The organism is Halorubellus amylolyticus (genome assembly GCF_034808145.1).
Taxonomy (GTDB): domain Archaea; phylum Halobacteriota; class Halobacteria; order Halobacteriales; family Natrialbaceae; genus Halorubellus.
Window position 1 is genome coordinate 471,617 of record NZ_JAXHGM010000002.1, and the last position, 21,396, is coordinate 493,012.

Below are 21,396 nucleotides of genomic sequence, written 5' to 3' on the forward strand. Positions count from 1 at the left end.
CGCTCGCTGTGACGCTGTCGGCGTAACGAGGCTCGCTGTGACGCTGGCGCTGTCGACGGGCTCGGGTCCGTCTCGAACCCGGAGTGGGTGTGGCGAGCAGGCAGTCTCGGGCGTCCGCGGGTCGACTGCACTCCCGCCTGAGTCGCGCGGACGACGAACGGTCAGGGCACGCCGACGTTCGCCGCGGCTTCGTGCTTAAATCCCCGCGGCGGCGTCGAGCGTGATCTGGATGGCGCGCTCGACGTTGTTCTTCGCTTTCTCGGGGAGTTCGTCGTCGTCGGTCGCGCCCTTCTGGGTGCCTTCGACGAGGTTCCCGTCGACCGTGCAGATGGCGCCCGCTTGCAGGCCCTTGCGGCGTGCGAGCGTGAACAGCGTCGCGGCCTCCATCTCGACGGCGAGGATGCCGGCGCGCTCCCAGTCCTCGACGTGCTCGTCGGTCTCGGCGTAGAACGCGTCGTCGCTCGCGATGGCGCCGACGTGGACGTCTTCGCCGTTCGCCTCCGCGCCGTCGACGAGCCCGCTGAGGACGTCGTAGTCGGGGACGGCGGGGTACTCGACGGCTTCGTAGCGCTTGCTGGTGCCTTCGTTCTTCGCGGCGCCGGTGGCGACGATCATGTCGCCGATCTCGATGCCTTCCTGGAGGGCGCCGGTGGTCCCGCAGCGGATGAACGTCTCGACGCCGACGGCGGCGAGTTCCTCGACGGCGATGGCGGCGCTCGGGCAGCCGATGCCGGTCGAGCAGATGGTGAGGTCGGTGTCGTCGTACGTCGCGTTCACGACCTTGTACTCGCGGTTCTCGGCGACGACCTCGCTGTCGTCGCACATCGCGGCGATGCGGTCGACGCGCCCGGGGTCACCGGGGACGATAGCTGTTTCGTGGACGTCGCCTTCCTCGACGAGGAGATGCGGTTGTTTGGCCATGCTCGCGGATTCGGTGGTGCGTGACAAAAACGCCGCGTTCCGCGGTCCGGGCGTGGTGGCATGTCCGCTCCCGGGGTTTACACGAGACGTAAACTTCTGGTTGGTGTCTGGCGTGTTCGGTGGGCTTTGGTGCTCGTGCTCGACGGCTCCTGTGTGGGTCACACGGCACCGCGACCGCATCGAACCGCTCCGCGCCTCGTCCTCCCCAGCCGACGCCCCGCTCGCTGCGCTCGCGGACCGTCCCTCGCACGGTGTCAGCGCGCTCGCGCTCGTCGTCACTCGCGCGACCGCGCCACCGCGCGCCACCCGGCGGTCGAACGCTCGATTCGACTCACTGACCGGGCCGCGAGCGGCACGCGCCGCGCCGGCGGCGCGTGCGGCGGTTGCGGGTGGCGGTTGTGGAGCGGCGGCGGTTGCGGTCAAGCGCACTCACCGCGAGCGCCGTGGGCGCTCGCGGCCTTTTTTCATCAACGTTTTTTCGAGGCGCGGTGCGCCTCCGGCGCACCCAACGAAGAAAAAAGGTTGTCGGAAGTTTTTCGCACCCGCCGTGCTTCGTGGCTGTCGAATGCACGCCATCACGAACAGCGGTTGGGTGGAGGTCATAACGGGGAGCATGTTCTCCGGGAAGACCGAGGAGTTGCTGCGGCGGCTCCGGCGCGCGCGCATCGCCGAGCAGGACGTGGCCGTGTTCACGCCCGCGGTCGACGACCGGTACGGCGACGACGTCATCGGGAGTCACGAGGGTCGGGACTGGGACGCGACTGCGGTCCCGAACGAGGGCGAGGGCGTCTGGGAGATCGTCGAGCACGTCACGGACGAGGACGTCGTCGCGGTCGACGAGGCGAACTTCTTCGACGACACGCTCGTCAAGGTCTGCGACGCGCTCGCGAGCGACGGGCATCGCGTCGTCGTCTCCGGGACCGACCAGACGTTCCGCGGCGAACCGTTCCACCCGCTCCCCGAGCTGATGGCGACCGCCGAGTACGTCGAGAAGTTCCAGGCAATCTGCTCCGTGTGCGGCGAACCCGCGACGCGCAACCAGCGGCTCGTCGAGGGCGAGCCTGCGCACGTCGACGACCCCACCATCCTCGTCGGCGCCGAGGAGTCCTACGAGGCGCGCTGCCGGAACTGTCACACGCTCCAGACCGGGTCGCTCGACCGGAGTCTCGACGAGTTCACCGACGACGACCGAGCGGACCACGACCGAGCGGATGTCGACAAATCGGAGGGTGACCGACCGGACGACGCCGAAATCGCCGACCAGGCGTCCGCGCCGCCGGCGGACGAGTGACACGATGACCGTCGCTCTCCCGCGGGTGGTCCGATGACGCAGTGGGTCGAGTCCGCGGAGGGCGGCCGCGACCGCGGACCGCGAGCGGTGCTCCGTGCGTGGTTCGAGGTCGCGACCGCACCGTCGCGGTTCTACCGGACGGGCGTCGCTCCCGGCGACCAGGCACCCGGGTTGACGTTCGCGATGCTCGTCGTCCTCGTCGCGGAGGCCACGCGGTTCGCGCTCGTCCCGGACGCCTACCCCGTGATCGCTGACAGCGAACTGCTCTCGGGCGCGCTCTGGCTCGGCGTCGCCGTGCTCCTCGTCGCGCCCGCCGGCCTGCACCTACTCGCCGCCGTCGAGACGCTCCTGCTCGCCGCGCTCGCGCCCGACCGCGGCGGCGTCAGCGAGACCGTTCAGGTGCTCGGGTACGCGACCGCACCGTGCGTGTTCGCCGGCATCCCCACGCCCGAGGTCCGCGCGGTCTGCGGGGTGTACGCGTTCGCGCTCCTCGTCGTCGGCGTCGGCGTCGTCCATCGCGTCTCGACGTGGCGCGCGTTCGTCCTCTCGCTCGTCCCCGGCGTCGTCGCGTACGGCTACGGGTTCCGCGCGCTCGCCGCCATCGAGACGCTCCTCCGCAACTGGTTCATCATCTGACGACCCCTTCCGGCGGACGCCCGCCCGCCTCGACCGCCGCGTCCGATTACGCCGAGAAACGGCTCGCCAGCGCGTTACGGGCCCGATAGCGCGCACTTATGTTCTCTGGGTCCGTCTAGAACCTCGATACAGAATGTCATTCCAGCTGTTCATCGGCGGCATCGGCGGGCCCGAGCTCGCCATCGTCCTCATGCTCGCCGTCCTCCTGTTCGGCGCGAACAAGCTCCCGAAGCTCGCACGAGCGAGCGGCGAGGCCATGGGCGAGTTCCAGAAGGGCCGCGACGAGGTCGAGCGAGAGATCCGCGAGGCGACCACCCTCGACGCCGCCGAGGACGCACCCGCGAACGCGGACGCCGACGAGCACGTCGACGGCGACGAGTACGACGTGGACGCGGACCGCGAGGTCGACACGGACCGCGACGCACCCTCCGCCTGAACACGACCCTCCTTCGACCGCTCGCTTCCGGGACCGCGCTTCCACGCTCCATCGCTCGTCGACGGCCCTGACCCCGCTCGGGCGGGTCAGTCGCGGGCGTCGCGGACCGCAGCCAGGGCGGGCTCGGCGGCGGTTCGGAGGCCAGCAGCGAGGACGAACCCGGCGATGGCGAGTGGAATCGCGGCGACGGCGGCGACGGCGGCCGCGAACGCGAGCGCTTCGGGGAGCGAGACGACGCGCGCCCCGAGGTGGGGGTCGACGTAGGTGGTCCCGTAGCGCGTCGCGGCGGCACCGAAGACGGGGGCGGCGACGAGGACGGCCGTCGGGACGATCCCCGAGTTCGCGAGCGCGCTCGCCGCGCCGAGCGCGACGAGCGCGCCGCAGGCGACGAACGCGAGCGGTTCGGGACTCGTCCCCGTCCACGTGCCGTGCGCCCAGGACTCGAGGGTCTCGTACCCGACCGTCGTCGTCACGTGGTCGGCGGCGCCGACCGCGAGGACGCCCGCGAGGAACACCAGTGCGACGGAGACGGCCGCGTTCCGCCCGAAGACGACCCGCCGGAGGCGGGCGCCCGGGAACGCCGCGGTCGCGGCCGCTGCCGCGTTCGGAATCGCGGAGAGCCTTCTCTTCAAGCTGTCCAGCGTCGTCGTGGAGGACGCGGGGGCCAGGGCCTTCCACGCCGGCCCGTCGGTCGCCGTCTCGTCGTCTGGAGGACGCTCCATACGAAAACGACAACCCACGGATAACATCAAGATACCGGAAGGTGAAACGACGACTTGGACGAACGACGACGACGATGGCGAGCCGGGGCGCGGCGTTATCCGAACTTGCCGGTGATGTAGTCCTCGACGCGCTGGCTCTCGGGGTTCTCGAAGATCTTGTCGGTGTCGTCGTACTCGACGAGTTCGCCGCCGGTGAGGAAGACGGCGGTCTGGTCGCTGATGCGGGCGGCCTGCTGCATGTTGTGCGTGACGATGACGACGGTGTACTCCTCGCTGAGCTCGTCCACGAGGTCCTCGATCTTGCTCGTGGCGATGGGGTCCAGCGCCGACGCCGGTTCGTCCATGAGGATGACCTCGGGGTCGACCGCCAGCGCTCGCGCGATGCACAGCCGCTGCTGTTGGCCGCCCGACAGCCCGAGGGCGTTGTCGTCGAGGCGGTCCGAGACCTCGTCCCAGAGGGCGGCCTGCCTGAGCGCGCGCTCGACGAGCTCGAGCTCCTCGTCGGTGTCGTCGCGCCCGAACAACCGCGCGAGCAGCCCGGTGTCCAGGTCGCCGTGCTTGCGCGGGCCGTAGCTGATGTTCTCCTTGATGCTCTTCGGGAAGGGGTTGGGGGCCTGGAACACCATCCCGATGCGCTTGCGTAACTCGACGAGGTTCGCGTTCGCGTCGTAGATCTCGGTGCCGCCGAGCTCGACGCTGCCCTCGATGCGGGCGGCCTTGATGCGGTCGTTCATCCGGTTCAGACACCGCAGATAGGTGGATTTCCCGCAGCCGGAGGGGCCGATGAGCGCCGTCACCGAGTTCTCCGGGATGTCCATCGACACGTCCTTCAGCGCGTGGTCGTCGCCGTACCACACGTTCAGGTCCTCCACCGAGAGCTTCGCCTCACCCTCGAACTCGAAGGACGTCCATTCGTCACGGGTCTGCTCGGCGGTCTCGCCCGCGACCGTCGTCGATGTCGAGGACTCCGTGCTCGCGGTCTCGATGCCTGTGCTGTCGTCGTCGAAGTCTGATTCTTGCTTACTCATAGTCGAGTTTCCGCCGGAAGATCGTTCGCGCCGTGATACCGACCGCGTAGAACGAGAGGACGACCATCAGGAGGATGAACGCGCTCGCCCACCCCATCGACGGCGACCCGCTCACGCCCGCCGCGATGACCGCCCACACCTGCGTCGGCAGGCTCGCCGACGCCGCCGTGAGCGCGTCGTTCACGACGAACGGCGGCTCGGCGATGAACCGGAATCCGCCGATGACGTCCACGGACTCCGTCGCGTTCAGCGTGGAGCCGAGGACGAGGATGAGCGGCGCGGTCTCGCCCGCGATCCGGCCGACGCCGAGGATGACGCCCGTGATGACGCCCGGCATCGCCGCCGGGACGACGACGCTCCGGATGGTCGTCCACTGGTCCACGCCGAGCGCCGCGCTCGCGTCCCGGTACTCGTCCGGGACCGCCATGATGGACTCGCGACTCGTGATGAGGACGAGTGGGAGGAGCATGAACCCGAGGACGAGCATCCCCGCGAGCAGCGACTCGTCGCCACCCAGTCGCGGGATGAGGAACGCCGCCCCGAACAGCCCGAAGACGATGCTCGGCGTGCTCCAGAGCGCGTTCGTCGCGATCTCCACGAGGTTCGTGAACCGACCCTGCTCGGCGTACTCCGTGAGGAACACCGCCGCGCCGAGGCCGAGCGGGATCGCGAACGCGGTCGCGCCCACGACCAGCCATATCGTCCCGACGACCGCCGGGAAGATACCGCCGGGTTCGACGCCCAGCGGGATGTACGCCTGCATCGCCATCGGCCACGACAGCGACCCCTGCGTGGCGACCGCGAACGACCCGACGCGGAACGGGACGCCCGTGCCGGCGACGTGCGCACCGAGCACGCCGACGAACCCGGCGGCCGCGGCGAGACTGAGCGTCACCTCCTCGGCGACCAACCGCCCGGTGATGGACTCCTCGACGTTCCCCTTCCCGAACGCGAGGAGGAGGGCGACCGCGAGGAAGCCGGCGGCGCCGACGAACGCCGCGAACGGCACCACCGGGACGCCGGCGACGTTCGGGACCGTCCGCGCGGTCGACTCCAGGAACGCGCTCGCGAGCAGCACCGACAGCCCGCCGAACGCGCCGACGACGAACAGCGGCGCGACCCGGACCGCGCGCTCGCCGACGTTCCGCGGGTCACCGCCGGCGAGCACGGCCGCGAGCGGCGCGAGCGCGAGGGCCATCGCGGCGACCGCGGCGACGGTCACCACCCAGTACGCGACCGTCCCACCGAGCGCCGTCACTCCGAACGGGTTCGCGCCGAGGATACCGAACGCGCCGCCGAGCACCACGAGCGCTCCGACGACGAGCGGGAGCGCACGACGCACCTGCGCGACGAGCGGGAGGTCGTCCCCGACGTTCTCGAGGCTGCCGTACCGCCGGAAGAAGTACGCGAGCAGGGCGACGCTCGCGACGAGCACGAGCGGCGAGCCGACGACGAGCGAGCGCGTCACCGAGACGCTCGTCTCCATGACCTCCGGCTGGCGGTTCACCTGCACCGTGTACGTGAAGTCGTACGCGAGTGCGCGCCCCGTCACGACCACGTACGCGAACAGCGCCGAGAGCGCACCGACCGCGGACACCGGGAGCACCCGGAGCAGCTGCCGGGCGCCGCCGCGCCACTCCTCCGTCCCGGCCGGCTGGCTCGCGCGACTCGCGGCCAGCGCCAGCAACGGGAGCGTCGCGAGGAACGCCGACGCCGCGCCAATCTCGAAGCCGTGGAACGCGTACCCGGCGCCCTTCAGCGTCACGAACACGACGATGGCCGCCATCACGACGAGCATCAGGAGCGCGTTCAGGTTGATGACGAGGAAGGTCCCGTACTGGCGGCCCTGCGCGCCGAAGCCCTCGCGGGCCTTCGCCGCCGACCACGCCGACAGCAGCGACCCCGTCAGGACGAATATCGGGACGACGACACCGCCCGTGAACCCGCCGGAGACGACCGCCGGGTTCCACTCCCAGCCGACGCCGATGGCGGCCGACGCGATGGTCGCGCCGAGCACGCCGACGATCAGTCCGGCGGGCACCGTCGACCCGACGTCCTCGCGTGCGACGACCGTGACAACGAGGAGCGCGGCGCCGACGACCCCGGCGACCGCGACCCACGCCAGCGACTCGAACCCGACGAGCGACCCACCGACGCCCGCGCCGACGGCCAACCCGACGACGCCGAACGCGCCACCGGCGAGCAGGCCAGCGCTCGCATCCGGCGTCGTCTCCACGACACCCAGTCGACTCGCGGCGCCCGCGGCGACCACGACCACCGCCTCGACGACGAGCAGCCACCCGAGCAGCGCCGCGAGCGTCAACCCGGACGCGTACGCCACCCCAGTCAACAGCACCGTCGACACGAGCAACCCACCGGCGACGCCACGCAACCGCTCGGACGTGACGGGCACGACGTTCGCCCACGAGAGCGCGGCGACGACGCCGACGCCACCGGCCGTGACCGCGGTCAACGCCAGCAGGAACTCGCCCAGCACCGCGCCGCTCGCCGCGAGCCCGACCACCTGCACGAGCGTCAGCAGTGCGACCGCGAACCCGACGACCGTCAGCGAGATGACGCCGTCGAGCGCGCGGTCGTACAGCCGCGAGTCCGCACCGACGAGCGTCGTGTCCCGAGCGTACGCGTCACTCATGCTTGCCCCCGCAGCTTCTCCTTCATGCGACGCTCGATGAACTGCGAGATGACGCTCATCCCGGCGACGATGACGAACAGGATGACGCCCGCGACGAACAGCACGTCGATGGTGCTCTCCGAAGCGCTCCCGTAGTTCGTCGCGATGAGACTCGTCAGCGTCGCGCTCGCGTCGAACACGTCGAACAGCGGGTTCGACAACCCGACGCCAGCCGCCATGATCGCCGCGACAGCCATCGTCTCACCGATCGCGCGACCGAGCCCCAAGATGAGCCCCGCCGAGATACCGGAGAACGCCGCGGGGATCGAGATGGACTTCATCGTCTGCCACTGCGTCGCCCCCATCGCGACCGACCCGTCCTTCATCGAGCGCGGAACGCTCGACAGCGCGTCCTCGGCGACCGACACGACCGTCGGGAGCGCCATCAACCCGACGACCAGCCCCGCGATGAGGAACGACGCACCGTCGTCGAGGAACGACGTCTGGATGAACCCGTTCAGTACCTGGAACCCGATGAACCCGTAGACGATGGAGGGGATGCCCGCAAGGACCTCCACGGCGGGCTTGACGACCTCGCGCACGCCATCGCTTGCGACCTCACTGATGAACAGCGCACCGAACAACCCGAGCGGCCCGGCGACGAACGCCGAGATCGTCGTCACGATGACCGTCGCCCATATCGTCGGAATCAGCGAGTACACGCCCGAGAGCGGGTTCCAATACGTCTCGCCCGACGGGAGGACCGCGTCGAGCCAGAAGAACCACCGGACCTCCCCGTCGACGACCGGAATCAGGAACAGCCCGAGTCCGTGTTCGCCGACCGCGGGGAACGCGCTCGCGAACAGGTACACCGTGATGAACGTCACCGTCAACACGGTCGATACCGTCGCGACGAGCGTCAGCAGTCGCGCGGTCTCCGCCTGATGCGTCACCCACGAGACCACGGTCGCGAGCGCGAACAGGCCGAGCGTCGGGAGCGCGAGCGCCGGCGCGACGAGGAAGACGCCCACGGTCGCGACGAGCAAGAGCGCCGCCAGGCCGACCGTGAGCAGCGCGCCCTCCGACGCGTCCTGGCCGAGGAGTGTTGTGCGAGCGTTCGATATGAAGTTGCTGGACATTTCGTATCTTGTAGGGTCTGTCGCGTCGTTCGTCTCTCGTTCCTGTCGCCCGTCGCGGTCGCGTCAGTTCGTCGGCTCGGGGAGCTTCGCGAGCTGCGCCTCCTGTCGGCGGTCCCCGAGCGCGAAGTAGTTGTTCGGCTCCACGAACGTGTCCTGCCCGAAGTCGCTCAGGAGCATCCGGAGGAACGCCGCCTCCTGCTCGCTCGTCCCATCCCACGTGTACGCGTGCAGGTCGCGACTCAGCGGGTACGCCTTCGAGTCCAGACCGTTCCGGTCGTCCCGATAGCTGTACGTCGTCCCCTCCCACTCGAGCGCGATGGGCGAGACGCCGTCGGCGTCGATGAACGTCAACGCCAGGTAACTGATGGCGTTGTCGGCCTGCCCGATCGCTTCCGCGAGCCGCTGATTCTGCCCGAACCGGTTCGCGACCGAGGTGTCCTCCCCGGGGTTCCCGAAGACGTTCGAGACGAACGAGGTCCGCGTCCCGGAGCCCTTCACGCGACCGAGCACCTGGATCTCCCTGTCGGGACCGCCGAGCTCGCTCCAGTTCGTGAGACGGCCCTTGTAGAGGTCCTTGAGCTGCTGGCCGGTGATCTGCTCGACGCCGGCGTCGGCGATCTCCTCGGAGACGACGAGCGGCTGGCCGTCGACGCCGACGACGTGGTCCGTGAACTGCTCGTAGGACTCGCGGTCCGGGAGTTCGTCCTCGACGTCCCCCGAGGAGTTCCCGATATCGATCTGCTCGTCCATCACCTTCTCGACGCCCGTCCCCGAGTGCGAGAGCGCGACCGTGAACCGGAACGGCGCCTTCCCGTCTTCGCCCGGCTCGAACCCGTACAGCCCGGCCCAGTAATCCGCGAGGTTCTCGTCCGTGTCGATACCGTACTCGTCGTGCGGCCAGTACTCGGCGTCGCTCGCGGGCCGGTTCGCGTTCCAGTACGACCCGCCCGAGTTCATGATCGGGTACACCGTCGACGAGCCACCGGAGGTCAGCGTGCCAGGGCCGCCCGACGCCCCGTCAGACTCTCCACCAGACTCCCCGGACGACGCGGTCTCGGTGGACGTCGACGCGCCCTCCGCGCGCCGCGCACCACGCAGCGAGTCGCCCATACAACCCGCCGTCGCCGCCACCCCAGCGACGCCGGCCGTGGCGATGAATTCACGCCGCGATGCCCTACCGGGATACCGCTCCGGGTCTTCCGCCATTACGGGTACCATGGCGGATTCGTACTAAAGCGGTTGCTAATATTCCTATAGGCGACTACAGAACTTCCATACTGAACATATCGATATATAGTGGTATATTCTCACAGGACGGTTGGAAGGCGAATCGACGAACGACCCGTAGAACGTCGAGAGGACGCACCAGAACGCACGATACCAGTTACCAGGCCGCCCGGGCGAGCCACGACCGGCGAGCGGAACCCCGACCGAAGAACCCACACTCGACCCCGAACGCACGAGTCGAACCGTCGACCAACGGACCCCAACACGCGTGTCATCACACCCCACTCCGTCGTCTATATACTCCACCCACTACACTCCCCCCCCCAACCTCACGGCCAGCTCCCATCCCCACCACTCACCGACAGCACGACTTCGAAGAAGCAAGCTCCGAACCATCTACTTACGACGGAATACGGTCGTCCCGCGAGAACGACGCTACGCAGACATATTCGAGCGCGAACGCGTCCGTGCTATTATTCAACGACGTGTACGGTCGGACGTGAGATCGAGGCTTGTGAAGCGACGGCATGGGAACACGCTTCTGACTGTCCCGACTCGATGAGGCCGCACTCCATCCACCGGTCAGCCATCACCGCATGGTTGGATGATGGTCACTCAAAAGAACTCGTCTCCGACCGAATGGATGTCTCACCTGCTGTTCTTGAAGAACACTACGACCAGCGCACGGAAGAACAGAAGCGACAGCTTCGTCGGGAGCTGTTTGATATGGATGAGTAGCTCTGAATATCTACAATGGCTCTGTTGAAACCACATCAGTTCGACATTTATCACGGTGAAACAGACGTTACATAGGCCTGCATACGTATCAGCACGAGTTCTGGCTAAATTGGATGTGATTAGGGGATACGAGTCTCACTTCGATCGCTTCACCTGTCTTTCCGTCAGCCGGGCAATCGGGGATAAACGTGTATTCCCCGATATAGCCGTTGTCAGTCTTCACCCGGACGAGGGCTTTCTGTTCAGCGAATATCTTTTCTTTCTGTTTGTACGACTTATCTGATCGGTCTGCACCCACCTCGAACCACGCTGCAAATAATGCGTTTTCTGATATCCCTTCCTCCACACTCGCCGGGAGAATTTCGATGTATAGCGACTGCTTCTCGGACGTCGTATTTGATACTCCAAGGTCAACCGAGGAGGTGTTTGAACCCGTACAGCCAGCAAGACCTCCGCTGATCGTTCCACCAACGAGTCCGAGTACGGTACGTCGAGAGGAGGGCATTTTTCGATGTTTTTGACCGTGGTATCTAATCCCTTGTGGTCATCTGCTACTACTATTAAATCAGGAAGCACCTCAACTGGCCGCTCCTGTTATGTAGGCGCTCTATCTTGACCACAACCGGGTCAAGAACTGTCACCTTCTGAGGGTTTCAACACAGCCTCTACAATATAAATTTCGAGTTTTGTAGGCCTTAGTAACTGCACGACCCGACGCTGTCTTCCGCGAGAAGGTCGGGGCGTATTCCTCACTATGACATCCTATTTGAAACGGTGCAGATCTGACGTCGGTAGATTTGGCATCATCGCGATTCTCCTTTCTCGTTATCGGCAGACGTGGTCGACCCGCACGCGTTGGACGCGACCAACTTACAGGAGACTCAGAGTTAAATCGCGTTACGGCGGAAGCGCCGCGACTCCGCAAAAGTGCAGAAGGAAATGGGTTGGGGCGGATTCGAACCGCCGGCCTGCTCCGTGTGAAGGAGCCGTCATAACCTGGCTAGACCACCAACCCAGGCACTCGTGAGTACCCGGTTGGTGAACTAAAGGGTTCCGTTCCTCAGGCGGACTGCGTCTCGCGGTCGCGGTACGCAGCCACCTTCTCGCGGGCCTCGACGATGCGCTCGCGCGCCTCGCCCTCCGCGCGCTCCTCTATCTCCTTCAGGTCCGCCTGGAGCTGTTCGACGCGCGACGGCTCGGGTTCCTGTTCGATTCCGCGAAGCTCGTTCACGCGGTCGATGACGGGTTCGAGTTCCTCCTTGATGCCCGCGGTCGCGTGCTCGCCGGCTCGCTTGAGGTAGTACCGAGTGTCTTCGAAGTGCTTGTTCATACGATACTGTTGGTCTGGATAGGACAAGAATCTGTCGCCGACGCCTCGCCTCAGTTTAGGCCAGCCGAAACCGGCAGCTTTACCAATGATTTAGGCATACCTAAAACCGTGGCGGCGGGCGAACCCCGCCACGCGAACCGTCTGTCCCAACCACCAGGTCGTCGCCTCGTGACCGACGACCCGCGAACGAGCCGTGGGCATCACGCGGCCCCGCCGCGGCACGGCTCTCTCCTGCTTCAGCCCAAACCGTTTACCAGCACCATCGCGTACGCCACTCGCGTGTTCGAACGACTCTCTATCCCGACCCCCTTCCAGGTCGGCCCGGTCAACGCCTACGTCGCCGGGCGGACCATCGTCGACCCCGGCCCCGCGAGCGAGGAAGCCTGGTCGACGCTCCTCACCGAACTCGACGCACGCGGACTCGACCCCGACGACATCGAGCAGGTACTCGTCACGCACCCCCACCCCGACCACTTCGGGCTCGCGAAACGCTTCCGCGACCAGGGGGCACGCGTCCTCGCCAGCGACCCCGCCGCACACATCATCGGCGCCTTCGCGGAGCGCCTCCAGTACGAACAGTCGTTCTTCAGCGAGTTCTTCCAACGCCACGGCATGGCCCAGTCGACCGCCAGAACGGTCACCGAACTCCCAGAAGCGTACGTCCAGTACGCACCCGACGTCGACACCGACCGCGTCCTCGACGCCGACGACACCGTCACCGTCGCCGATACCACGCTCCACGTCGGTACCACGCGCGGCCACGCCCCCGGCGAACTCACGTTCGCGTACGACCACGACGACGAACGACGCGTCATCGTCGGCGACAACGTCCTCCCCGACATCACCCCGAACCCACTCCTCCAACCGCCGATGGACCACCACGACGACCGCCCGCGCGTCCTCCCCGCGTTCAACGACGCACTCGAACGCCTCCGCGACGCCGACTACGACCGCATGCTCCCCGGGCACCGCGAGGTCATCGACGACCCCGTCACGCGCATCGACGAGATCCTCGCCGCACACGAGGACCGCACCGAGAACGTCCACGGCCTCCTCGACGGCCCGACCACCGCGGTCGACGTGATGGACGGACTCTTCGAGGACCTGCCCGCGACCGAGCAGTTCAGCGGGATGAGCGAGGCCGTCGGTCACCTGGACGTCCTCGAAGCCCGCGGCGAGGTGACGCGACGCGAGCAAGGCGGGATGGTCGTCTACGAACGCACCTGAGAACTCCTCGCGGCCGGTTCGAAGACCGCGGGTTCGTCGACCGCGGTCAGTACGTCGGATTCTCCTCGCGGACGCCGTCGCGTTTGTTCACCACGCGCGCCCACGTGAAGAGCCCGTCCGACAGCCGGTTCAGGTACTGGATGGCTTCGGCGTTCACCGGGTCGCCAGCGGCGAACTCCACCGCGCGCCGCTCCGCGCGCCGACACACGGTCCGGGCGTGATGCAGCCGCGAGCCCTTCTCCGAGCCCGTCGGGAGGATGAACGACTCCAGCGGGTCGAGCTCGTCCTCGAACGCGTCGATCCACTCCTCGACCTCGTCCACGTGCGTCTCGCGCACCTGCGGGTCGCCCTCGTCCGGGTCCGGGTTCGCGAAGTCCGCCTGCACGACGTGCAGGTGGTTCTGGACGCCTTCCAGGATATCGTCGACGTCGTCGTGACCGGTCGGCCGGACGGTGCCGATGAGCGCGTTCAACTCGTCGACGGTCCCGTACGCCTCGATGCGCGGACTGGTCTTCGACACGCGACTCATGTCCCGCAGGTCGGTCATCCCCTCGTCGCCGCGACCGGTGTATATCTTCATGCGACACCGTCGGGCCCGCTGGCACTTAACTATCGCCCGGAACACGTGCGATAAACCAACAAACGCGATATAGAATTCGCGTTACGGTGGCCGTGGCAGCGTCTTGCGAGCTGGGCCGACGTCGGGTCTCAGCGGTCGTCGGGGAAGTCATCGACCGCTTCGGGGGCGTCGCTGCCCGACAGACAGCCGGCCTCGTGGAGGCTCACGAGCACGCCCTCGGCCCGATTTGGAACCCCGAGTCGGTCGTCGTCGAGGAACGCGGCGACGGCGTCGACGTGGTTCGAGACCGACCCCGGTTCCACCGGGGCGAGCGCCTCGAGCGCCCTGAGGGCCGCGTACCGGGGGCTCCTGGCTCGACGGTCGGGCGCGTTCGCATCCAGTGGGTCCTCGAACGCATCGACGAGCGCGGCGACGACCGACTCGACGTCGGGGTGGGCGGCGCCGAGTGCGACGGCGTTCTTCTCGACGTGCCAGGCGGCGCGCTTCCGGACCACGGGAACCGGCTCCCGGAGCCGTTCGAGGAGCGTCTCCGCGACCCACGCCTTCGACTTCGGTCGGAACGCGTCGTCTTCGAGGGCGTCGCTCACCAGTGTCCCCGTGTTGAAGGGATTCGTGGCGACCTGCCTGACGCGGCGGTCAGCGTCCTCGAACGCCTCCAGGACTGGCGTCGCCGCACGCGAGCGCTCGAAGGTCAACCGGTCCGGGTCGAACTCCGCGACGTACCGGAGCACGAAGACGGCCGTCGCCCTGACCGTCGGCGAGTCGGCGTCGACGAAGGGCGCGATGGCTTGGACGGCATCGTCGGTGACCTCTATCCACCGCGGCAGGTCGGTGAGGACGTACCGCTGGAGGTCGCCAGCGAGGGCGTCCCGCGCGGAGGGCTCGGCGTCGGCGATGCGCTCGCAGTACGCCTCGACCGAGTCGGAGTCAGATGGCGCCATCGACCCCGTACCGCGACGCGTAGTAGTCGAAGTGGGAGAACGTCTCCCAGCGGCTCTGTTCGTTCCGGATCTCGTCGTCGGGGTGGCGAAGGTCCGTCGGGTTGGCGTGATACTCGCTGTGCGTAGCGCCACCGCCTCCTTCGAGTGAGGCGACGAACACGAGGTGGTCGACGTGGTCGGCCACGTCCTCGAGTGCGGGTCGGAGTGGCCGTAGATAGTGGCACGTTCCCTGGAAGACGACGGCGTCGCCCTCTCGCTGTCCGGCCGCCAGCTCCGGGCAGTCGTCGAGGACGGCGTCCCGGAGCAACTCGGGGTCGCCGTCGTCGGCGACCGCGACGACGAGCCAGCACTTGTGGTCTGCCATAGCTCGTCGTCGCCTCGATGGCGGAAAAAAACCGAGGCCGAACTTGCACCCGAGCATCGTCTCCACGAACGCTACCGGAGAACACGAGTACGGTAGACCGGTATCATCGCGGTCGACTGACGTCCGCGGAGCCAGTCCGCGAGGTGCCTGCAGTCGATGACGTCGCTGGTCAGCAGGTCGTCTTCGCGAACGCGTAGGACCCGGCCGCGAGGAGTGTGATGCCGACGACGAGCGGTGCGAGGACGAAGAGTGGATGCCAGGGCGAGCACCCGTCGCAGGCGTTGGCGGCGACCCGGCTCGCGATGGTGTACTGCGTGTAGCCGCCGTAGCTCGCGAGCGCGATCCCGAGGAGGGCGGCGGTTGCGCTCGCGAGCCGTGTCGGCGTCACGGACGTGGTGGAGGACTGGGCGGTAGGCATATCTGACATCTCGATTCGATGGTACTTCATTCCCGCGCTTGGCTCAAACGCGGCTTTCACTTGGACCGAACGGGACTACGGCTCGCGTCGATCTCGACGGCGCGGACGGGCAGAACCGTGGGTAGCGTGCTTCTCGCCGCCGTCCGGTGGTGCACGTCGACGAGACTTCCTCGCGGATTTGCTATCGCAGGATGCGGTTTATCGGGTCGGGGCCGGACGGGCGGTCGTCCACGAAATCGGTACGTTCAACTGCGCGACCCGGAAAACCACAGATATGAGCCTCGAGTTAGAGCACTACTGCCCGGACTGCGACGACGACCGCGTCTTCTACAGAGCAGCCAGTACGACGCTGCACCTCGGCGAGAAGGTCAAGTGGCACTGCCCGGACTGCGACTACGGGTTCGTACAGGTCAACGGCGAGGTCGACACGTCCGAAGCCTGAGTCCCGACGTTCTCTGCTCTGCGAGTCCTCGACCGTCGAGCGATAGCGCCGTCGCGCTTGAGCGACTGCCTCGCACGAGAACGGGGATGGGTGCCGCTACTTCTCGAGCGTGCGCCAGCTGAGGCGGAGGTCGCGTGCAGCTTCGGTCTGATCGATGCGCGCCGCGGTCGTGCGTTCGGGCGCCGTGGCGAGCGTCTCGTCGTCCTCGCCTGCGACCTCGTTGAACGCGCGAGCGAGCTGGTCGAGCGTGCGCTTGCCCTCTATCTCCGTGGGTTCGGTCATGAGCGCCTCGCTCACGATCTCCGGCCACTTCGTCGTCGGCGGGTGCACGCCGTAGTCGAGCATGCGTTTCGCGACGTCCGCAGCGTCCTGATCGCCGGCGCTTGCGACGAACTCGTGGTGGAACGGCCCGTAGGGCACGTCGTACTCGACCTGCGTGGCGAGGTAGTTCGCGTTCAGCACCGCCTTCGCGCTCGCGTCGCTGAGGCCGTCGTCGCCGAGGCGCGCGATGTACGCGTACGCCTTCGCGAGCACGAGCCAGTTCCCGTACTTCCCGTGGACCTTCCCGATGGACCGCTCGGGCGTCTCGAACTCGTACCTGAGGGCGGTCTCGTCGGGTGCTTCGACGACCTGTGGGTCCGGAAGGAACTCGGCGAGGTCGTCGACGACGCCGACCGGGCCGGCGCCGGGACCGCCGCCGCCGTGGGGGGTGGCGAACGTCTTGTGGACGTTGTAGTGCATGACGTCGAACCCCATGTCGCCGGGGCGGCCGCGGCCGAGGAGCGCGTTCAGGTTCGCGCCGTCGTAGTACAGCAGGCCGCCGGCGTCGTGGACCATGTCCGCGACCTCCTCGATGTCGCGCTCGAAGAGCCCGAGCGTGTTCGGGTTCGTGAGCATCAGCAGTGCGGTGTCGTCGCTCAGTGCGCCCTCGAGCGCGGCGAGGTCGACTCGACCGTCCTCGCCACCGGGGAGGCTCACGACGTCGAACCCGGCGAGGGCGGCGCTCGCGAAGTTCGTCCCGTGCGCGCTCTCCGGGACGATGATCTCCGAGCGGTCCTCGCCGTTGTGCTCGTGGTACGCGTCCGCGACGAGCACGCCAGTGAACTCGCCCGCGGCGCCCGCCGGCGGCTGGAGCGTCACCGCGTCCATCCCGCCGATGCGCGCGAGGTAGTCCTGGAGCGAATGCAGCACCGAGAGGGTGCCCTGCACGGCCTCGACCGGTCGGTCCGGGTGCACGAGGCCGCTCGGGTCCGCGGCGACGTCCTCGGTGAACGCCGGGTTGTACTTCATCGTGCACGACCCCAGCGGGTACGGGCCGCTGTCGATCCCGTAGTTCATCTCCGACAGCCGCGTGTAGTGCCGGACGAGGTCCGGTTCCTCGAGCTTCGGAAGCTCCAGCTCGTCCCGGGTCAGGTCGTCGGGGAGCGGGCTGTCCTCGTACTCGGCCTCGGTCGTGCGCTTCTCGGCGCTCAGGGGTTCGTGGCGGTCGCCGTCGCTCCAGCGCGCCTGGTCGAAGTGGAACCCGTCCTCGGTCCCCGACTCGGCGTCGGGAGCGTCGCCAGTCATCGTGCCACCTCCGCGAGCGCGGCGACGAAGTCGTCGCGCTCAGCGTCGGTCGTCCCCACGGTACAGAGCTGGACGTGGTGTTCGTCGAGGACGTGGACCGCGTACCCTTCGTCGACGAGGTCGTCGGCGATGGCCGTCGCGGGCTGGTCGGTGTGCGCGACGAACTCGCGCAGGTGATGACGGTCGTGATGCGGTGCTTGGACGCCCTCGACGTCGTCGACGCGCGCGGCGAGGTCGCGGGCGTCCGCGACGTCGCGCTTCGCGAGGTCAGCGAGGCCGTCCGCGCCGAGGCCGGTCGCGTGCATCGCGGCGCGGAGCGCGACCCACGCCTGGTTCGTACAGATGTTCGATGTCGCGCGCTCCCGACGGATGTGCTGTTCGCGCGTCTGCAAGGTGAGCGTGTACGTGCGCGTGCCGTCGGCGTCCGTGCTCGCGCCGACGAGTCGACCGGGGACCTGCCGGACGAAGTCCTCGCGGCACGCGAACAGCCCGAGGTCCATCCCGTAGCTCTGCGGGAGGCCGAGGGCGCTCGCGGACCCGACGACGACGTCCGCGCCGACGCTCGCGGGCTCCTCGAGGAGCGCGAGCGAGACGGGGTCGCTCCCGAGCACGAACAGCGCGTCGGCGTCGTCGGCGAGGTCGCCGACCGCGTCGAGGTGCTCCTCGATACAGCCGCGGACGGTCGGCGTCTCCGCGTACACCATCACGGACTCCTCGTCCACGCGCTCGGTGAGCGCGTCGACGTCGACGTTCCCGTCGTCCATCGCGTACGATTCGACGACGAGGTCGGTGCCGGCGACGTAGTTCGCGAGCACCTCCCGGCGGCCGCTCTCGAGGTGCTCGGGGACGAGGACGCGTCTTCCGGAGGTGGCGCGGAGGCGTTCGGCGAGCGTCGCGGCCTCGCCGAGCGCGGTCGCGGCGTCGTACATCGAGCAGTTCGCGATGCCGAGGCCCGTGAGCTCGACGAGCAGGCTCTGGTACTCGAACAGCGCCTGCAGGAACCCCTGCGTGACCTCCGGCTGGTACTGCGTGTAGCTCGTCAGGAACTCCGAGCGGTCCGCGAGGTGCTCGATCGCGCTCGGGACGTAGTAGTCGTAGTGCCCGCGCCCGAGCAGTTCGACGAGGTCGCGGTTCTTCGCGAGCTCGTCCGCCATCTCCGCGCGGATCTCGCGTTCGGTCCGCGCGTCGATACCGAGGTCGCCGTCGAACCGGACGCCCTCGGGGATGTCGAACAGCTCCTCCTCGCTATCGACGCCGATGGCGTCGAGCATCGTCCGGGTCTCCGCGTCGCTGTGCGGTGCGTACGGCGTTCCGGTGGTGTCTCGTCCGTTCATGCGCCGGCGCCCTCCTGGTCTGTGGCTGGTGTCATGCGTGGTGGATGCGTGGGTGATGGTCGGTGTCCGTCCGCGGCGCGAGCGGCGACCGCGACGCGCCCGTCGCCGACGGCGTCGGTTCTCTGCCGGCGGTTCGAACCCCTCCCACATGAGCGGTACGGTTCCGGGCCCGAGAGTATCCACGAACGTGCTCAGATGATGCGTTTGTGCTCGGTTCGATAGGTTCGTTCCTGCATACTACTCGCGATAGTTGCCGCGCCCGCTCGCCGGTCGGCGAGCGACGGACGCTCGCGCCGGGTACGACGCCGGAAGCGCGGTCACGCGAGGGACGAGCGGACGGTCTCGCGGTCGGGCGCCGCGCTCTGCACGCCTTCGACGGTCGTCGAGAGCGCGGCGGCGACGGTCGCGAGCTCGACGGCGCGGGGCATCGCGGTGCCGCGCGCGAGCTCGGCGGCCAGGAACCCGCCGAAGACGTCGCCCGCGCCCGTCGTGTCGACGGGGTCGACCGCGGGCGGCCGTCGCTCGAACGCCTCGCCGGTCCACGGACCGCGCGCGCCCGGTGAGACGGCGACGCCGTCGGCCCCACGCGTCCGCACGACGACGCCGTCGAACGCCTCGATGGCGTCCCGGAGTCGCGCGTGCTCGCCGGCGTTGGGCGTCACGACGTCGACGCACCCGTGGGCGAGCGCGCGCTCGGCCGCGGCGTCCGCCGGCGCGGGGTCGTACACGACCAGCGGCCGGTCGCCGTCGCCGGTTCCGGCCGCGTCGCTTCCGCCGCCGTCCGCGTCGGCCGCTGCGAGCACGTCGAGCGCACCCAGCACGGCGTCCCCAGGGAGCTCGTTCTGGAGGAGCACGCAGTCGGCGCCCCGGAGCGCGTCGGCGTGCCGGCGCGCGGTCGCCGCGTCGACCCACGCGTTCGCACCGGGGACGACCGCGATGTGGTTCTCGCCCGTCGCGTCGTCCACCGCGACGTACGCCGCGCCCGTCGGCCCCGGTGCATCCTCCACCCCGGAGACGTCCACGCCGCGGGACGCGAGCCCTTCGCGGACCGCGTGCTCGCCCGCGTCCACGCCGACCGCACCGACGAACGACGCGTCCGCGCCCGCGCTCGCCGCCGCGACCGCCTGGTTCGCGCCCTTCCCGCCGAGGAACGTCTCGTGGAACGCCTCGGCGAACGACGCCGGCACGGACTCGACACTGACTGTCTCTCCCGGTTCCGGGAACCACGCGTACGTCTCGGCGGCGTCGTCGAGCCACGCCCGGTCGCAGTACCGGACGTGGTCGACGTTCACGCTCCCGAAGCTCACGACCCTGCTCATACCCGCCCCGACGCCCGCCACGGCGAAGAGCGTTCCCGACTCGACGCGCAGGCCGGCGCGCCCGCCCCGCCTCGCCCCGTCCGGACCGTGCCGACGCGATTATGGTACCGGTCGTGCTCTCCCCAGGCATGGGACGTCGCGTACTCATCGACACCGACACCGCAGGGGACGACACGATGGGCATCCTCATGGCCGCGCTCGCCGACAGCGTCGACCTGGAGGCGCTCACGATCGTCGCGGGGAACGTCGAGTTCGACCATCAGGTCGCGAACGCCAAGTACACCCTCCAGCTCGCCGGGAAGGGCGACGCGGTCCCGGTCTACGAGGGCGCACGCACACCGCTCGTGAAGGACCACGAGCACGTCGACCACATCCACGGCGACGGCGGCCTCGGTGGCGAGATATACCCCGACACCGGCGTCCCGTCGGCCGAGGGCTACGGGCCGGACGCCATCGTCGAGACTGCCCGCGAACACCCCGGCGAGGTGACGCTCGTCTGCATCGGCCCGCTCACGAACGTCGCGCTCGCGCTCCGCCGCGAACCCGAACTCGGCGCGCTCCTCGACGACGTCTTGGTCATGGGTGGCGCCGTGAACACGCTCGGGAACGACACCCCGAGCGCGGAGTACAACTTCTGGGTAGACCCCGACGCCGCGAAGGTCGTCCTGAACGAACTGGACGTCACGCTCGTCGACTGGGGCCTCACCGTCCGGCAGGCGATGCTCGAAAGCGACGCACTCGCCGTGTTCGAGGACGCCGACAGCGAGTACGCCGAGTTCTTCACGACAATCACCGAACACCCCCGCGAGTTCAGCAAGGAACGCCTCGGCGTCGACGCCACCACCCAACCCGACTCCCTCACCGTCGCCTGCGCCCTCGCACCGGACCTCGTCACGCAGGCGAACACGTATCACGTCGACGTCGACGAACGCGAAGGCCTCACGCGCGGCTACAGCATGGTCGACGAACTCGCCATCACCGACGGCGAACCCAGAACGCGAGTCGTCGAGGAAATCGACGCCGACGCCTTCGAGACGATGTTCGCCGACATGCTCCTGCACGGCGACCCCGAACGCTCGCGGTAACGCGCAGAACATCTGCCCGC

The 21,396-nt window shown here is 68.3% G+C and carries 20 protein-coding genes, 1 tRNA gene and 1 pseudogene; 6 read left to right on the forward strand and 16 right to left on the reverse strand.

Annotation, left to right across the window (positions count from 1 at the left end; all coding sequences use genetic code 11):
- Positions 1 to 195: 195 nt before the first annotated feature.
- Positions 196 to 921: a guanosine phosphorylase gene (locus SM754_RS08165; RefSeq protein WP_323675728.1), complete on the reverse strand. Its 726-nt coding sequence runs from the start codon at positions 919 to 921 to the stop codon at positions 196 to 198.
- Between the two features lie 565 nt (positions 922 to 1,486).
- Here SM754_RS08165 and SM754_RS08170 point away from each other — a divergent pair.
- From SM754_RS08170 to SM754_RS08180, 3 genes are all read left to right on the forward strand, one after another.
- The gene (locus SM754_RS08170; protein WP_501993763.1) at positions 1,487 to 2,212 is read left to right on the forward strand and encodes a thymidine kinase; all 726 of its coding nucleotides are present in this window, start codon (positions 1,487 to 1,489) and stop codon (positions 2,210 to 2,212) included.
- 33 nt (positions 2,213 to 2,245) lie between these two features.
- Positions 2,246 to 2,848, forward strand: coding sequence for a YIP1 family protein (locus SM754_RS08175; protein ID WP_323675729.1), 603 nt, complete (start codon positions 2,246 to 2,248; stop codon positions 2,846 to 2,848).
- Positions 2,849 to 2,981: 133 nt separating this feature from the next.
- The gene (locus SM754_RS08180) at positions 2,982 to 3,284 is read left to right on the forward strand and encodes a Sec-independent protein translocase subunit TatA/TatB (protein WP_323675730.1); all 303 of its coding nucleotides are present in this window, start codon (positions 2,982 to 2,984) and stop codon (positions 3,282 to 3,284) included.
- Positions 3,285 to 3,370: 86 nt separating this feature from the next.
- Here SM754_RS08180 and SM754_RS08185 read toward each other — a convergent pair whose 3' ends face one another.
- From SM754_RS08185 to SM754_RS08220, 8 genes and pseudogenes are all read right to left on the reverse strand, one after another.
- On the reverse strand, positions 3,371 to 4,006 hold the full coding sequence (locus tag SM754_RS08185) for a DUF8071 domain-containing protein (RefSeq protein WP_323675731.1): 636 nt from the start codon (positions 4,004 to 4,006) through the stop codon (positions 3,371 to 3,373).
- Between the two features lie 95 nt (positions 4,007 to 4,101).
- Positions 4,102 to 4,956 (reverse strand): annotated as a pseudogene (gene pstB, locus SM754_RS08190) (phosphate ABC transporter ATP-binding protein PstB); the annotation flags it as partial.
- Between the two features lie 70 nt (positions 4,957 to 5,026).
- Entirely contained in the window at positions 5,027 to 7,687 is a 2,661-nt protein-coding gene (gene pstA, locus SM754_RS08195) for a phosphate ABC transporter permease PstA (RefSeq protein WP_323675733.1), read from the reverse strand.
- The gene (gene pstC / locus SM754_RS08200) at positions 7,684 to 8,805 is read right to left on the reverse strand and encodes a phosphate ABC transporter permease subunit PstC (protein WP_323675734.1); all 1,122 of its coding nucleotides are present in this window, start codon (positions 8,803 to 8,805) and stop codon (positions 7,684 to 7,686) included. The genes pstA and pstC overlap by 4 nt, the downstream gene beginning before the upstream one ends.
- A gap of 63 nt (positions 8,806 to 8,868) precedes the next feature.
- The gene (locus SM754_RS08205; protein WP_323675735.1) at positions 8,869 to 10,011 is read right to left on the reverse strand and encodes a PstS family phosphate ABC transporter substrate-binding protein; all 1,143 of its coding nucleotides are present in this window, start codon (positions 10,009 to 10,011) and stop codon (positions 8,869 to 8,871) included.
- 847 nt (positions 10,012 to 10,858) lie between these two features.
- Positions 10,859 to 11,275, reverse strand: coding sequence for a hypothetical protein (locus SM754_RS08210; RefSeq protein ID WP_323675736.1), 417 nt, complete (start codon positions 11,273 to 11,275; stop codon positions 10,859 to 10,861).
- Between the two features lie 435 nt (positions 11,276 to 11,710).
- Positions 11,711 to 11,785, reverse strand: a tRNA-Val gene (locus SM754_RS08215).
- A gap of 45 nt (positions 11,786 to 11,830) precedes the next feature.
- Positions 11,831 to 12,100: a DUF7553 family protein gene (locus SM754_RS08220; RefSeq protein ID WP_323675737.1), complete on the reverse strand. Its 270-nt coding sequence runs from the start codon at positions 12,098 to 12,100 to the stop codon at positions 11,831 to 11,833.
- A 279-nt stretch (positions 12,101 to 12,379) separates the two neighbouring features.
- Here SM754_RS08220 and SM754_RS08225 point away from each other — a divergent pair, with 279 nt between their 5' ends.
- Positions 12,380 to 13,327: an MBL fold metallo-hydrolase gene (locus tag SM754_RS08225; RefSeq protein WP_323675738.1), complete on the forward strand. Its 948-nt coding sequence runs from the start codon at positions 12,380 to 12,382 to the stop codon at positions 13,325 to 13,327.
- 46 nt (positions 13,328 to 13,373) lie between these two features.
- On the opposite strand, the gene SM754_RS08230 is transcribed toward SM754_RS08225, so the two are convergent.
- The 4 genes from SM754_RS08230 to SM754_RS08245 form a co-directional block, all read right to left on the reverse strand.
- A complete protein-coding gene (locus SM754_RS08230) occupies positions 13,374 to 13,907 on the reverse strand; it encodes a cob(I)yrinic acid a,c-diamide adenosyltransferase (RefSeq protein ID WP_323675739.1) in 534 nt (177 codons plus the stop codon).
- Positions 13,908 to 14,035: 128 nt separating this feature from the next.
- Complete coding sequence (locus tag SM754_RS08235; RefSeq protein WP_323675740.1) at positions 14,036 to 14,848, reverse strand: hypothetical protein; 813 nt, start codon at positions 14,846 to 14,848, stop codon at positions 14,036 to 14,038.
- Entirely contained in the window at positions 14,835 to 15,212 is a 378-nt protein-coding gene (locus SM754_RS08240) for a hypothetical protein (RefSeq protein WP_323675741.1), read from the reverse strand. Before SM754_RS08240 ends, SM754_RS08235 begins: the two co-directional genes overlap by 14 nt.
- A 169-nt stretch (positions 15,213 to 15,381) precedes the next feature.
- Positions 15,382 to 15,630, reverse strand: coding sequence for a hypothetical protein (locus SM754_RS08245; protein WP_323675742.1), 249 nt, complete (start codon positions 15,628 to 15,630; stop codon positions 15,382 to 15,384).
- A gap of 274 nt (positions 15,631 to 15,904) precedes the next feature.
- Here SM754_RS08245 and SM754_RS08250 point away from each other — a divergent pair, with 274 nt between their 5' ends.
- Positions 15,905 to 16,072 (forward strand): DUF7838 family putative zinc beta-ribbon protein, encoded by a 168-nt coding sequence (locus tag SM754_RS08250; RefSeq protein ID WP_323675743.1) that lies wholly within the window; start codon positions 15,905 to 15,907, stop codon positions 16,070 to 16,072.
- 96 nt (positions 16,073 to 16,168) lie between these two features.
- On the opposite strand, the gene gcvPB is transcribed toward SM754_RS08250, so the two are convergent.
- The 3 genes from gcvPB to SM754_RS08265 form a co-directional block, all read right to left on the reverse strand.
- Entirely contained in the window at positions 16,169 to 17,638 is a 1,470-nt protein-coding gene (gene gcvPB / locus SM754_RS08255; RefSeq protein ID WP_323675744.1) for an aminomethyl-transferring glycine dehydrogenase subunit GcvPB, read from the reverse strand.
- Complete coding sequence (gene gcvPA, locus SM754_RS08260; RefSeq protein ID WP_323675745.1) at positions 17,635 to 18,972, reverse strand: aminomethyl-transferring glycine dehydrogenase subunit GcvPA; 1,338 nt, start codon at positions 18,970 to 18,972, stop codon at positions 17,635 to 17,637. Before gcvPA ends, gcvPB begins: the two co-directional genes overlap by 4 nt.
- Before the next feature lie 317 nt (positions 18,973 to 19,289).
- Entirely contained in the window at positions 19,290 to 20,291 is a 1,002-nt protein-coding gene (locus SM754_RS08265) for a PfkB family carbohydrate kinase (protein ID WP_323675746.1), read from the reverse strand.
- A gap of 128 nt (positions 20,292 to 20,419) precedes the next feature.
- On the opposite strand from SM754_RS08265, the gene SM754_RS08270 reads away from it, so the two are divergent.
- Complete coding sequence (locus SM754_RS08270; RefSeq protein WP_323675747.1) at positions 20,420 to 21,376, forward strand: nucleoside hydrolase; 957 nt, start codon at positions 20,420 to 20,422, stop codon at positions 21,374 to 21,376.
- The last annotated feature ends 20 nt before the right edge of the window (positions 21,377 to 21,396 follow it).

What these genes read in the sequence shown, in the direction of transcription:
- SM754_RS08235 (WP_323675740.1), bottom strand. Translation starts at nt 14,848, where the DNA reads ATGGCGCCATCTGACTCCGACTCGGTCGAGGCGTACTGCGAGCGCATC.
- SM754_RS08205 (WP_323675735.1), bottom strand. Translation starts at nt 10,011, where the DNA reads ATGGCGGAAGACCCGGAGCGGTATCCCGGTAGGGCATCGCGGCGTGAA.
- gcvPA (WP_323675745.1), bottom strand. Translation starts at nt 18,972, where the DNA reads ATGAACGGACGAGACACCACCGGAACGCCGTACGCACCGCACAGCGAC.
- SM754_RS08265 (WP_323675746.1), bottom strand. Translation starts at nt 20,291, where the DNA reads ATGAGCAGGGTCGTGAGCTTCGGGAGCGTGAACGTCGACCACGTCCGG.
- SM754_RS08245 (WP_323675742.1), bottom strand. Translation starts at nt 15,630, where the DNA reads ATGCCTACCGCCCAGTCCTCCACCACGTCCGTGACGCCGACACGGCTC.
- SM754_RS08175 (WP_323675729.1), top strand. Translation starts at nt 2,246, where the DNA reads ATGACGCAGTGGGTCGAGTCCGCGGAGGGCGGCCGCGACCGCGGACCG.
- gcvPB (WP_323675744.1), bottom strand. Translation starts at nt 17,638, where the DNA reads ATGACTGGCGACGCTCCCGACGCCGAGTCGGGGACCGAGGACGGGTTC.
- SM754_RS08250 (WP_323675743.1), top strand. Translation starts at nt 15,905, where the DNA reads ATGAGCCTCGAGTTAGAGCACTACTGCCCGGACTGCGACGACGACCGC.
- SM754_RS08220 (WP_323675737.1), bottom strand. Translation starts at nt 12,100, where the DNA reads ATGAACAAGCACTTCGAAGACACTCGGTACTACCTCAAGCGAGCCGGC.
- SM754_RS08170 (WP_501993763.1), top strand. Translation starts at nt 1,487, where the DNA reads ATGCACGCCATCACGAACAGCGGTTGGGTGGAGGTCATAACGGGGAGC.
- SM754_RS08180 (WP_323675730.1), top strand. Translation starts at nt 2,982, where the DNA reads ATGTCATTCCAGCTGTTCATCGGCGGCATCGGCGGGCCCGAGCTCGCC.
- SM754_RS08210 (WP_323675736.1), bottom strand. Translation starts at nt 11,275, where the DNA reads ATGCCCTCCTCTCGACGTACCGTACTCGGACTCGTTGGTGGAACGATC.
- SM754_RS08165 (WP_323675728.1), bottom strand. Translation starts at nt 921, where the DNA reads ATGGCCAAACAACCGCATCTCCTCGTCGAGGAAGGCGACGTCCACGAA.
- SM754_RS08240 (WP_323675741.1), bottom strand. Translation starts at nt 15,212, where the DNA reads ATGGCAGACCACAAGTGCTGGCTCGTCGTCGCGGTCGCCGACGACGGC.
- SM754_RS08185 (WP_323675731.1), bottom strand. Translation starts at nt 4,006, where the DNA reads ATGGAGCGTCCTCCAGACGACGAGACGGCGACCGACGGGCCGGCGTGG.
- pstA (WP_323675733.1), bottom strand. Translation starts at nt 7,687, where the DNA reads ATGAGTGACGCGTACGCTCGGGACACGACGCTCGTCGGTGCGGACTCG.
- SM754_RS08270 (WP_323675747.1), top strand. Translation starts at nt 20,420, where the DNA reads ATGGGACGTCGCGTACTCATCGACACCGACACCGCAGGGGACGACACG.
- SM754_RS08230 (WP_323675739.1), bottom strand. Translation starts at nt 13,907, where the DNA reads ATGAAGATATACACCGGTCGCGGCGACGAGGGGATGACCGACCTGCGG.
- pstC (WP_323675734.1), bottom strand. Translation starts at nt 8,805, where the DNA reads ATGTCCAGCAACTTCATATCGAACGCTCGCACAACACTCCTCGGCCAG.